The organism is Clostridia bacterium, from assembly GCA_012841935.1.
Lineage (GTDB): Bacteria > Bacillota > Peptococcia > DRI-13 > DTU073 > DUTS01.
This window is the reverse complement of sequence record DUTS01000011.1, coordinates 24,702-36,757: the sequence shown is the minus strand read 5'-3', so window position 1 is coordinate 36,757 and position 12,056 is coordinate 24,702. Positions and strand designations below refer to the sequence as shown.

Below are 12,056 nucleotides of genomic sequence, written 5' to 3'. Positions count from 1 at the left end.
GGTGGTAATCCCGCTTATTTGGCTAAACAGGATATGTTGGAACAAGGTTATGATTCGGCTTTGATTGAAGCCGCAGCTAGTTATAGTGAGGTTAAAGATGAAGAAATTTTAAAGGCTCGCCAGGTATATCAAAAGTTATATGCTCAAAAATTAGAAGAAACACAAGCAGAATATGAAAAAGTTGTGGCTTTGGGCGGCTTACATGTTATTGGTACGGAAAGACATGAAAGTCGTCGTATTGATAATCAATTAAGAGGAAGGGCCGGTCGTCAAGGTGATCCGGGGTCTAGTCAGTTTTATATTTCTTTGGAAGATGAATTAATGCGTCTTTTTGGTTCGGAAAATATTATGGGTTTAATGGATAGACTAGGGATGGATGATTCCCAACCAGTGGAAAATAAAATGATTACCCGTGGGATTGAGAATGCTCAAAGGCGGGTTGAAGCCTATCATTTTGATTTAAGGAAAAATGTGCTTGAATATGATAATGTGATGAATCAGCAGCGTGAAGTTATTTATCGACAAAGACGAGAAGTTTTAATGAGTGCTGATATTAAAAATAATATTATAGAAATGATTACTCAGGTTGTGGAAAGAACGATTGATGCTTATACTGGTGGGAGTATTTATCCGGAAGAATGGGACTGGGTGAATTTGCTGGAAAAAGCCAGTCAATTATTTTTACCATTAGATTGTTTATCTGCCGAGGAACTGGCTAAAATGCATGAAACCGAAGTAAGGGAATTAATTCTGGAAAAAGCCCTGGCCCATTATGAGCAGCGTGAAAAAGAAGTAGGCACGGAAAATATGCGGGAAATAGAGCGTCTAGTGACATTACGAGTTGTTGACCAGAAATGGCAAGATCATTTAGATGCTATGGACCAGTTAAGACAGGGGATTGGGCTACGTGCCTATGGACAAAGGGATCCTTTGGTGGAATATCAATATGAAGCTTATGAGATGTTTCAAATGATGATTGCCGAAATACAGGAGGAAGTAGTTAGGTATGTTTACCATGTATCTCTTGTAGAAAGGCCGACAGAAAGGGAAAATTTAGTGGAAAATCGTTATCAAGAACCGAAAACAAGTGGACAGCGGCGGGTAAACAAGGTAGGTCGTAATCAACCTTGTCCTTGTGGTAGTGGAAAAAAATACAAACGCTGTTGTGGGGCTTAGTAGTAAAGGAGGAATTAGAAGATGACTTGGGAATTATATAAAGAGGAAGGTAAAATAGATCTTTTAAAAGAAAAATATGGTATGCTTGGGAGGTCTCTTTGACCTAGCAAGTTGTGAAAGAGAAATTACTCAATTGGAAAAAAAACTGCTTAGACCCGACTTTTGGGATGAGGTGGTTGAAGCCCAAAAAGTTACCCAAAGAATTACTTGTTTAAAAAATAGCTGGGAAAAGTATCAGGAGTTGGGGTCACAAATTGAAGAAATAGAAATTTTATATGAATTGGGCGAAGAAGAAGCCGAATGTTTAAAAGAGGCCGAAGAACTATTGTTAAAGGTAGAAAAGGATTTGGCTGCTTTGGAATTGGAGCTTTTATTCCGGGGTAAATATGATGACCATAATGTTATTTTTTCTTTACATGCTGGAGCAGGTGGTACGGAATCACAAGATTGGACAAATATGCTCTTGAGGATGTACACTCGTTGGGCTGAACAAAAAGGTTTCTCGGTTGAAAGTTTGGATTATCTTGCTGGTGAGGAAGCTGGTATAAAAAGAGCAGCCTTATTAATCAAAGGAGAAAATGTTTATGGATTATTAAAAGCGGAAAAAGGAGTACATCGTTTAGTAAGAATTTCACCTTTTGATGCTTCTGGGAGAAGACATACTTCTTTTGCTGCAGTTGATGTTTTACCCGAGGTGGATGATGCCCTTCCGGAAATAGTTTTAAATAGCGAAGAAATTAAAGTAGATACTTATAGGGCTAGTGGGGCAGGGGGGCAACATGTCAACAAAACTGATTCAGCGGTACGTATGACTCATTTACCTACAGGAATTGTGGTTCAGTGTCAAAATGAGCGTTCCCAAAATGCAAACCGACAGGCCTGTGAAAAAATTCTTAAAGCTAAGTTGTGGGAACTCAAAAGACGTGAACAAGAAAAAGAAATAGAAAATTTGCGTGGGGCAGTAAGTGAAATTAGTTGGGGTAATCAAATTCGTTCATATGTTTTTCATCCTTATAGTTTAGTAAAAGACCATCGAACCGGTGTGGAAATTGGTGATGTAAATCGTGTCATGGATGGTGAGATAGATCCTTTTATTGATGCTTTTTTACGTTTAAATGCCAAAAATAGGGGGTAAGTTGAACATGGAAAAAATAATTTCCTGGGGGGAATTGGGGGAAATAGCGAAAGAAATACGTCGAGAAATTATTAAAATGTTGGCTGAAGCCGGGTCGGGTCATCCGGGGGGATCGCTTTCGGCAGTGGAAATTATTACTTATCTTTATTTTGCTGAAATGCGTGTAGATACGGAAAATCCTAAATGGCCGGAACGGGATCGTTTTGTTTTAAGTAAAGGTCATGCAGCACCTGCTCTGTACGCGGTTTTAGCTAAAAAGGGTTTTTTCCCGAAAGAGGAGCTAAAACAAATTAGGAAAATTAATTATCCACTACAGGGTCATCCTGATATGCACAAAGTACCTGGAGTGGACATGTCCACAGGCTCATTAGGTCAGGGTATTTCTACTGCTGTAGGGATGGCCTTAGCCGGAAAATTGGATCGTAAAACTTATCGCGTTTTTGTTCTTTTGGGGGATGGGGAATGTCAAGAGGGTCAAGTTTGGGAAGCGGCAATGGCCGCGGCTCACTATCGTTTGGATAATTTAATTGCCTTTTTAGATTACAATGGTTTACAGATTGATGGTCCGGTTGCAGAAGTGATGTCTCCCGAACCTTTAGAAGATAAATTTAGGGCTTTTGGTTGGCAAGTAAGACGTATTGATGGTCATTCTTGGGAGCAAATAAGTGAGGCAGTAGTAGAGGCTAAAAAGGTTGTGGGACAGCCGGTAATAATTATTGCTGACACAATCAAAGGTAAAGGTGTTTCTTTTATGGAAAATCAATTGGATTGGCATGGTAATGCACCAAGTCAAGAGGAAGCAGCCAGGGCTTTAGCTGAATTAGTTTAGGGAAGGAGCAGGGTAATGAAAAAGATTGCTACACGAGAGGGGTATGGTAAGGCCTTAGCCAAACTAGGTACGAAGTATCCCAATATGGTGGTTTTGGATGCAGATTTATCTAGATCTACAAGGTCTTATGAATTTTGTAAATATAATCCTGAAAGATTTTTTAATATGGGCATTGCCGAGCAAAATTTAATGGGTACAGCTGCTGGCTTAGCGGCTGCCGGTAAAATTGTTTTTGCCAGCACTTTTGCTATTTTTGCTACAGGAAGGGCCTTTGAACAAATTCGAAATTCTATTGCTTATCCTTGTTTAAATGTTAAAATTGCCGCCAGTCATGCTGGTTTAACTGTGGGGGCTGATGGTGCTTCACATCAGGCTATTGTAGATGTGGCTATTATGCGTGCTTTACCCAATATGCAAGTAATTGTACCCGCAGATGCCATTGAGGCGGAAAAAGCCATTTGGGCGGTGGCTGCTCAAAAAGGTCCAGCTTATTTACGCTTGGGACGGGCTCCTGTGCCAGTGATCTATCCGGAAGAAGCCGAATTTGAATTGGGGAAGGCTACTCTGCTGCGTGAAGGCCGGGAAGCAACTATTATTGCTTGTGGAATTATGGTGGCTGAAAGTTTGTTAGCTGCGGAAGAGTTGGCTGAAGAAGGATTTGCTGTAAGAGTTTTAAATATGTCCACATTGAAACCACTTGATGAAGGGGCTATTTTGCAGGCAGCACGTGAGACTGGGGCACTAGTTACCGCGGAAGAACACAGTATTATTGGTGGTTTAGGAAGTGCGGTAGCAGAGGTTGTTGGCGAAAATTGTCCAGTACCTTTAGAAAGAGTAGGAGTTAAAGATGTTTTTGGTGAATCAGGTGAACCTGATGAATTGTTGGAAAAGTATGGCTTGCGGGCAGTCAATATTAAAGAAGCGGTGAGAAGAGTAATTAGAAGAAAATAAAACCTACAAGTTTTTACCACGCTGAATTCCTGTTTTTAAGCAGGGATTTTTTTTTACTTGTCGAAATAAATGTATATTGGTGAAAGGCGAAAGATTATGTTTTAAACTGTCTGAAATTTGGGGTGTGAATATGATTCAATTGTTTAATGTTTCTAAAACGTATCAGGGTGAAGTCACAGTGAAAGCACTTCAGGATATAAGTTTACATATTACTAGGGGGGAATTTGTTTTTTTGGTAGGTCCGAGTGGGGCTGGGAAATCGACTTTAACCCGTTTATTAATTAGAGAAGAACTGCCTACTGATGGGCAAATTTTGGTTAACGGGAAAAGTGTTTCCCGATTAAGGGAGCGGGAAATCCCTTATTATCGTCGTAAAATTGGTTTTGTGTTTCAGGATTTTCGTTTATTGATGGAAAGAACGGTTTATGAAAATGTGGCTTTTGCCATGGAAGCTATTGAAAGACCTAAACAGGAAGTAAGGGAACAAGTACCCGCTATTTTAGAATCTGTAGGTTTGGCCGATAAATTGGGAAATTACCCTCATCAACTTTCCGGGGGAGAACAGCAGCGAGTTTGTATTGCACGGGCAATTATTAATAATCCTTTAATTGTGATTGCTGATGAGCCTACTGGGAATTTAGATCCAGATACTTCTTGGGAAATTATGAATATTTTTCAAGCAATAAATAAACGGGGAACTACATTAATTGTTGCCACTCATGACCGGGACATTGTTAATCGAATGCAAAAACGGGTAATTGCACTAGATGCCGGCCAGCTTATTCGTGATGAAGAAAGGGGCGGGTATTAAGTGAGGTTAAGCAGTTTTGAATATTCGATTCGGGATGCCCTGCGTTCCATGAAAAGGAATAAAGTGATGTGTTTAGCTTCGATGGCTACAGTAGCTATTTCTTTATTAATTTTAGGCTGTGCTTGGTTATTAGTTTTAAATTCGCAGCATTTGGCAACAGTAATGGAATCGGAATTGGAAATTAACGCTTATTTAAGAAGTGAAGTGGAAAGAGATGAAGCTTTAAATCTGCGGCGTAAGTTTGAAAACTTAGGTGGTGTAGAAGAAGTAACATTTGTTTCCAAAGAAGAAGGTTTGGAAAGGCTTCAGCAGCGTTTAGGGGATGATACTAGTATTATTGAAGCTCTTGGCGGACATAATCCCTTGCCAGATATGTATCGTTTAAAAGCTAAAGTGGCTGAAGATGTGCCTCGTTTAGCTGGTGAAGTGGAAAAAATCCAAGAGGTAGAAAAGGTTAGATATGGGCAGGGTTTGGTAGAAAAACTCTTGGCTTTAACTAACTGGATGCGTACTGTGGGGATAGTTATTGTAATTGTGATTGGTATGGCGGCCATCTTTTTGATTGCTACTAGTATTAGACTTACCGTTTTTGCTCGTCGTAGAGAAATTGGCATTATGAAATTGGTAGGGGCTACAGATTGGTATATTCGCTGGCCCTTCTTTTTGGAAGGTATGATTGTCGGCTTGGTGGGGGCAATACTTGCTATTTTATTCTTACATCTTTTTTATGCCAATTTAGTGCGTAATGTAATTTTAACTTTAAACTTTCTGCCGGTATTAAAGGAGTTAAATGTAATTTTGCATGTTTATAAATGGTTATTAATTTTAGGAGTATTTTTAGGTGCTGCTGGCAGTGCTATCAGTTTAAGACGTTTCTTAAAGGTGTAAATTAGGAGGAAAGAAAATGATGACTTTATCAAAACATAAAAGATTATGTTTCTGGATGATTATGATTTTTTTCCTAATGACTCTGCCTTTGGGAGCACTGGAAGATGCGGAAATAGAGCAAAAAAAGACCGAATTGGAAGAAATTGAGGCAGCGATTGAGAAATTTGAAAAGCTGTATAAGGATAAAGAAAGGGAAGGGAAACAAGTCTTAGGCCAAATTAGGGATTTAGAAAATAATATTTGTAGTTTAAATGAGGATGTTAATACTTTATGTAATCGAATAAGTATTACCGAATTATTATTAAATAATATCCAAGAAGAAATAGAAAAAACACTTCTTTTGGTAGAGGAACGCACCGCTTATTTTAATACGCGTTTGAATGAAATTTATTTACAAGGGGAAGTAAGTTTTTTAGAGGTACTTTTTCAATCTACAGATTGGACGGATTTTTTAACTCGTTTTGATTTTTTGCAAAAAATTGCAGAAAGTGATCTGCAAAAATTAAAGATATTGAATAAAACTCGTGAAGAATTGGCTCTTAAAAAGGCGGATTTGCAAGAACAGGTAGCAAATTATAATTTTTTAAAAAACCAAAAGGAACAAAAACAACGGCAGATGGAATTACAGTCGCGCCAAAAAAATAATCTCTTAAAAACCATTGAACAGCAAAAAGATGAATATTTACGTTCGATCAAAGAATTAGAGGTAGTACGCAAAAGTATTGATCGTTTTATTAAAGAATGGCAAGCTGAACATCAGGAGGCTTATCTCGGTTCGGGAAAGATGGGTTGGCCTTTACCTGGTCACACTCGGATTACTTCCCCATTTGGTTGGCGTACACATCCCATTTTTAAGGAAAGAAGTTTCCATCCGGCTATTGATATTGCAGCCCCAACCGGGACTTTGGTATTAGCTTCGGAAACTGGTCGGGTAATTTATGTAGGCAACAAGGGAGGGTATGGACAAGCCATTATTCTTGATCATGGGGGCGGTATTTCTACTCAGTATTCACATTTGAGTGCTTATTTGGTTAAAGTTGGTGACTTTGTTTTAAAGGGTGATCCCATAGGTAAGGTAGGTAGTACTGGTTGGAGTACTGGACCACATTTGGATTTTATAATTCGAGTTAATGGTGAACCTGAAGATCCGTTAAAATATGTAAAGGCTGTTTAAAAAGCCGCTTTTTAGGGCTTGCTTTTTTATAATATGAATTGTATAATATTATATAAATAATTATTAATGTTGAGTTAAAAGGAGGATAAGTATGAGTTTTGTCAATGATTTAAAAAAGGCCTTCGGGGCACTACAGGAGATTGGCCGGGAAAGTTACCGCCAAAAGATTTTTGTTCGGGAATTACGGAAAGCACTAGCATGGAAAGGGGTAGATTTGCAAGGGAAGGTACTTCTTGAACAAATCTATGATTATCAACGCTTGTGTCATTGGGGTGTTATGGAAAAAGAGCGGGGATTAACAGATAGGGTTAAAAAGGCTCAAAAGAAGCTTTTGGAAAAATATGAGGTGGATACACGTGAAAAAGCACTACTTAAAATAGCCGAGGATTGGCAAGCTGAAATTGGGGCAGATTATTTAAATGGTTTCCCTTGGGTAAAACTGCAGCTGCAGTATTTAGAATATTTGGAGTTGAATCAGCGGGCGGTGAAAAAAGTTTCAGCCATGGAATGTTGTTTTGATGATAATGAAATACAGGCTGGGCGTTTGCGTCGGACAGCTGAAAAATTAGTTAATGAAAAAGAGGAATATGCTAAAAAGATTTGGTCTTTAAGGCCTAAATTTGATGAAGAAATACAATTTGAAGGTATTAAAGAAGCGGAAAATTTGATTGCTGAAAAAATTGACTTTTATAATGAAGGGCTCAAACAGTTTGAATTATATGGAAGTCAACAGCGTCCTAATCGTGAGAATTTGGCCTATTTAGATGCAGGTTTGACTTTATTGCAAAAGTATCAAAAATCTAGTGAGGTTTCTCAACGTAAATTTCAGAAGTGGTTATCCGATTGGGCTCAAGCTTCCGGGGGGTTGAAGAAAACTTCTGAAAGGCAGGTTAGTGGGCGGGAAATTATTGAAGGCCGCTAGAAAGTTTTAAGGGGGATTGGGTTGAGTTTTTGGGTAGATTTAAAAAAAAGAGGTGTTTTAAGGGAAATAATTAGTGAAGTTGAGCCAGTTTGGCAGAAGTTTTGTCAAATGTCGGGTGTGGGGGAAGCAGAATTAAATGATTTAAAAGAAGTGATGATTCGGGAAGCCATGGCCCGTAAAATATTCATTCGGAAAGATTATTCAAGATTGGAAATGCTAAAACCATTAGCTGCCTTGGGTGAAAAAATAAATAAACATAATCAATTGAGTACCTGTGAGGAATTATGGTTGGATATTCAAGTGAAATTATGGGAATATCAAGTTTGTGCGGAAAAAGAGTTGCTCAGGCTTAGTGAATTTAAAAAAGAAGCCCGCAATATTCGTGCTGATTATTTAGCGGAAAGAGCTCAAGAGGAGCTTGAAAAAATAGAGGCCGAAAGGGAAAGTTTTATAGTCAAGGTGAATAATTTAAAACCAGTAAAGCATTTCTCTACAAGGGAGTCTCCACTGAAATTCAAGCAAGAATATTTACTGCTGAAGCAGTTACTAGAGGCTAGAAAGAGTGATTATCAGCGGGGTGAGTCGCCTTTATTAAAAGCACAGGAGCGGTTAAAAGCTAAGAATAAGGAATGGGAAATAGTTAGATAGAAGACTTGGTATACTAAAAAATATTAATAAGCAAAAATTAAGCAGGGAGAGACTTGTTTTTTCACCTGAATATTATTAAAGACTTAAAAACAAACCTCCGTCATTATAAAGCCGCAAATAAGGCTATTAAGCATCCTATATTAAATAGGGTCGTATGATGATGAGTATTATCCTCACCGCGAGACAATGGAAAATATTTCACATTTATGTAGATAGACGAGGACTTAATTTAGTTACTCGTCTTTTTCTTGTTTTCGGGTGCTGAATACTATAAGATAGGAATATACATTAGACTTAGGAAGCAGTTTTATAGGGGTGAAGAATTTGTCGGAAAAACGAAAACAAGTTTTGAGGTTTCTTTTTACAATCTTAGTGGTGCTTAGTTTTGTAGTTACCGCCTGTGTAGGTGTTTTTTTTATTACCAACTACCAGAATATCGGTAAAATGTTAGAAGTAGCTGCGGTAATTAAAACTCAATATATAGAAAAGGTTCCTGGTAAGCAAATTATGTCCGGGGCAGTACGGGGTATGGTAGAAGCCCTGGAGGATCCGTATTCGGTTTATTTGGATCAGGAAGAATATGCCGAGTTTCGGCAGCATATCGAAGGTTCAATAGGGGGAATAGGTGTTTATGTTAGTACTGAAAATGATAAATTTTTAATTTTTTCGGTAATCGAGGACACACCGGCTAGTAAAGCTGGTTTATTAAAAGGTGATATCATTTTTAAAGTTGATCAAAAATTGGTTAGTGAAATGGACCTTGATGAGGCTGTGGCCAAAATGCGGGGTGAACCAGGGACAAAAGTAGAGATTAGTGTGTTCCGGGATGGGGAGATTAAAGATTTCACGGTTACCAGAGCTATTATTGATGTACCTACAGTAGAAAGTCAGGTTTTACCCGGTAAAATTGGTTATTTGCGGCTTAAATTATTTGCCAGTAATTCTGATGAAGCCTTAAGTTTACATTTAGCTAAATTAAAGCAGGAGAAAATAAGGGGATTGGTTTTAGATTTGCGGGATAATCCCGGGGGGGATTTGGAGGCTGCAGTAAATATAGCTCGTTATTTTATTCCAGAAGGACCAGTAGTGCATATTGTTAATAAAAATGGTCGTATGGAAACTATGTTAAATAATCAGCCGATAGAATTGGGTGTGCCTTTGGTAGTTTTAATTAATAATGGTAGTGCTAGTGCCTCGGAAGTATTGGCTGGGGCCATAAAGGACACGGAAACAGGAGTTTTAGTGGGAGAAAAAACTTTTGGAAAAGCTTTAGTGCAGGTATTGATTGAGTTAAGGGGGAAGGATGCCATAAAGTTAACAACAGCAAAATATTTAACACCTAAACAACATGATATTCAGGCTAAAGGGATCATCCCGGATATTGAGGTAAGTGAAAGTGAAACTGGGCAGGATTTGCAATTACACAAGGCACTGGAAATTTTACGTAAACAATTAAATAGTCAAGAATGATTGGAGGCGGCATAAACAATGTTTCCTTGGAAAGAGTTCTTGCCCCTACTTTGGAGCAGCTTTTGGGCTAGTTTTTGTCGACCTGCTTTTTGGATTGTCTTAATTATTGTGGGTTTTATGTATCGTAAAATGACGCAGACAACAAAGGATTTGTTTAAAACGCCGGGGGAATCGCCCTGGCGTTTAACAATCACGGCTGCCTTTTTGGGGATAAGTGGTGGGTTTTTAGGTAGTTGTTTATTGGTATTGGTGGGGATTTCATTAAATGAAATTGGTGGTTTCTATTTGCTAATTACGGCTTTGGTACTAATGTTAATTCAACAGCGTTTCTTGTGTTTTGCTTATGCTGGTGGTGTACTTTCTTTAATTTCGCTGCTGGGGGGATTACAGCTAGTCAATGTGCCTCAGGTAATGGCTTTGGTAGCCATTTTGCATTTAGTAGAGGCCTTTCTAATTTATTTTACAGGTAGTATGAATGTTTTGCCTATTTATGTGTCCACAAAAGAGGGGCACCTCGTAGGGGGTTATAATTTACAAAAGTTTTGGCCACTACCTTTAATAGTTTTGTTTGCTGGAATCTATCCTGATCCGCAAATTATTAAGGGTGTAGTCAGTATGCCGGATTGGTGGCCTTTATTAAAACCAGAATTTGCTTTATGGCAAGGTGATGTGGTTTATAGTTTGTTGGCCATTCCGGCTATTTTAGGTTATGGAGATGTGGCTATCTCGATGACACCGCGTGAGAAAACAAAATTGGCTGGTAGGGAATTGGCTCTTTATAGTATTATTCTTTTAGGTTTGGCTTTGGGGGCCGGTTATTATCCTCCATTAGCCTATTTAGCTGCACTTTTTGGTCCTGGTGGGCATGAATTGGTTATTTATTGGGGCCGTCGGCGTGAGGTACGTGGTGAACCGCTTTTTGTGCCTGTAGATAATGGGGTGAAAATATTGGCGGTAGAGCGGGGAGGTATTTTAGCCAATGCTGGGGTAAAAGCCGGGGACGTTTTATTGGCTATCAATGAACAGCCACTAAGCTGTGAAACGGAAATTAGTGCTATAGATATGGAAAAAGGCGGGAAGTTAAAATTAAAATATTTGGCTGAAGAGCAGATTAAAGAAATGACACTTACTATAGAAAAAGGGATGGAGTGGGGCTTTTTGCCTGTGCCAGGCCGTCAAATAGGCCCTTATTTACAGGTATTAACTTCTGTTAGCCCCCTAAAAAAGTTCTGGGTGGAATTGCAAAGTTTTTTGGCAAAATGGAAGAATTGATGTTAATATTTGAATATTAGGCAAAGTAGTGTTATAATAACTTCAGAAGTGTCTCCAAAAAAGGGGGTGGGGAAGGTGAATATTTTTTCACGCTTTTGGGGTTTCGCACGGCGTGTGCGTGACAATTATCGTCTGGTGAATGAAAAAGGCACCCTCTTTAGGGGTTTAGAGAATATTGTAAGGAAATATGAAACCAATCCCCACATTCAAAAGGAAAATTTGGACCGCTTGGATAAAGCTTTTAATTTGATCCTTTTAGATGCTTCGGATAAAATTGATAATCGGGAAACAACGGTTAATCGGGAAATAAAAGAACATTTACTAGTTCAGTTGGGGGTATCTAGTACCGAGGAAGCCGTATTAAAGGTATCCGGACATGTAAATGCTTATTATAATCCCTGTTTAACTGAGGAAGAAAAATGGATTTCCCTAGAGGTAAAATTGGCCCAGTTTAGTTATGAAAAAGAAAAATGTTTAAAGACCTTGAAAAATGAAGAGGAGCGGGAAAAATTAAACAAAGAAGAGGAACTTTTGCGAGAGAAGGTGGACAAGTTTAAGCCTGGACAAAGTTGGTATCAAGGAATGGCCATATTTCAAGAGGAATGGTTCAAGGCTTGTGATCTACTTGAAATGAATTTGCGAAAGCTTGTTTCTTTGGCAAGAAAGGGCCTTTCCGAGGAAAGAGAATTAGTCGAATTAGTGGAGTCTGCCCAAAAACTCCGCTCAAATCGTAGGAGCAGGGCAATTAACAGGAATGAGGTTTGTTTGAGAAGATGATTT

Annotated in this window: 12 protein-coding genes; all 12 read left to right on the top strand. The window is 38.6% G+C overall.

The window, feature by feature from the left end; all coding sequences use genetic code 11:
• Positions 1 to 1,176 (top strand): preprotein translocase subunit SecA (locus tag GX687_00655; GenBank protein HHX95966.1); only part of this gene is annotated, 1,176 nt, incomplete at its 5' end.
• A gap of 76 nt (positions 1,177 to 1,252) precedes the next feature.
• Positions 1,253 to 2,311 (top strand): peptide chain release factor 2, encoded by a 1,059-nt coding sequence (locus GX687_00650; protein ID HHX95965.1) that lies wholly within the window; start codon positions 1,253 to 1,255, stop codon positions 2,309 to 2,311.
• 7 nt (positions 2,312 to 2,318) lie between these two features.
• The gene (locus GX687_00645; protein HHX95964.1) at positions 2,319 to 3,140 is read left to right on the top strand and encodes a transketolase; all 822 of its coding nucleotides are present in this window, start codon (positions 2,319 to 2,321) and stop codon (positions 3,138 to 3,140) included.
• A 15-nt stretch (positions 3,141 to 3,155) separates the two neighbouring features.
• A complete protein-coding gene (locus GX687_00640; GenBank protein HHX95963.1) occupies positions 3,156 to 4,091 on the top strand; it encodes a transketolase family protein in 936 nt (311 codons plus the stop codon).
• 130 nt (positions 4,092 to 4,221) lie between these two features.
• Positions 4,222 to 4,902 carry a cell division ATP-binding protein FtsE gene (gene ftsE, locus GX687_00635; protein ID HHX95962.1) on the top strand — a complete coding sequence of 227 codons (681 nt, stop codon included), beginning with the start codon at positions 4,222 to 4,224 and terminating at the stop codon, positions 4,900 to 4,902.
• Entirely contained in the window at positions 4,903 to 5,790 is an 888-nt protein-coding gene (locus tag GX687_00630; GenBank protein HHX95961.1) for an ABC transporter permease, read from the top strand.
• 16 nt (positions 5,791 to 5,806) lie between these two features.
• Positions 5,807 to 6,964, top strand: a complete 1,158-nt coding sequence (locus GX687_00625) for a peptidoglycan DD-metalloendopeptidase family protein (GenBank protein HHX95960.1) — start codon at positions 5,807 to 5,809, stop codon at positions 6,962 to 6,964.
• Positions 6,965 to 7,055: 91 nt separating this feature from the next.
• On the top strand, positions 7,056 to 7,886 hold the full coding sequence (locus GX687_00620) for a hypothetical protein (protein ID HHX95959.1): 831 nt from the start codon (positions 7,056 to 7,058) through the stop codon (positions 7,884 to 7,886).
• A gap of 21 nt (positions 7,887 to 7,907) precedes the next feature.
• Entirely contained in the window at positions 7,908 to 8,534 is a 627-nt protein-coding gene (locus GX687_00615; GenBank protein ID HHX95958.1) for a hypothetical protein, read from the top strand.
• Between the two features lie 324 nt (positions 8,535 to 8,858).
• Positions 8,859 to 10,004 (top strand): S41 family peptidase, encoded by a 1,146-nt coding sequence (locus GX687_00610; protein ID HHX95957.1) that lies wholly within the window; start codon positions 8,859 to 8,861, stop codon positions 10,002 to 10,004.
• An 18-nt stretch (positions 10,005 to 10,022) separates the two neighbouring features.
• Entirely contained in the window at positions 10,023 to 11,276 is a 1,254-nt protein-coding gene (locus GX687_00605; GenBank protein ID HHX95956.1) for a PDZ domain-containing protein, read from the top strand.
• 75 nt (positions 11,277 to 11,351) lie between these two features.
• Entirely contained in the window at positions 11,352 to 12,053 is a 702-nt protein-coding gene (locus GX687_00600; protein HHX95955.1) for a hypothetical protein, read from the top strand.
• The last annotated feature ends 3 nt before the right edge of the window (positions 12,054 to 12,056 follow it).

Coding starts and splice junctions, on each gene's coding strand:
- GX687_00640 (HHX95963.1), top strand. CDS start 3,156: ATGAAAAAGATTGCTACACGAGAGGGGTATGGTAAGGCCTTAGCCAAA.
- GX687_00605 (HHX95956.1), top strand. CDS start 10,023: ATGTTTCCTTGGAAAGAGTTCTTGCCCCTACTTTGGAGCAGCTTTTGG.
- GX687_00620 (HHX95959.1), top strand. CDS start 7,056: ATGAGTTTTGTCAATGATTTAAAAAAGGCCTTCGGGGCACTACAGGAG.
- GX687_00650 (HHX95965.1), top strand. CDS start 1,253: ATGGTATGCTTGGGAGGTCTCTTTGACCTAGCAAGTTGTGAAAGAGAA.
- GX687_00645 (HHX95964.1), top strand. CDS start 2,319: ATGGAAAAAATAATTTCCTGGGGGGAATTGGGGGAAATAGCGAAAGAA.
- ftsE (HHX95962.1), top strand. CDS start 4,222: ATGATTCAATTGTTTAATGTTTCTAAAACGTATCAGGGTGAAGTCACA.
- GX687_00625 (HHX95960.1), top strand. CDS start 5,807: ATGATGACTTTATCAAAACATAAAAGATTATGTTTCTGGATGATTATG.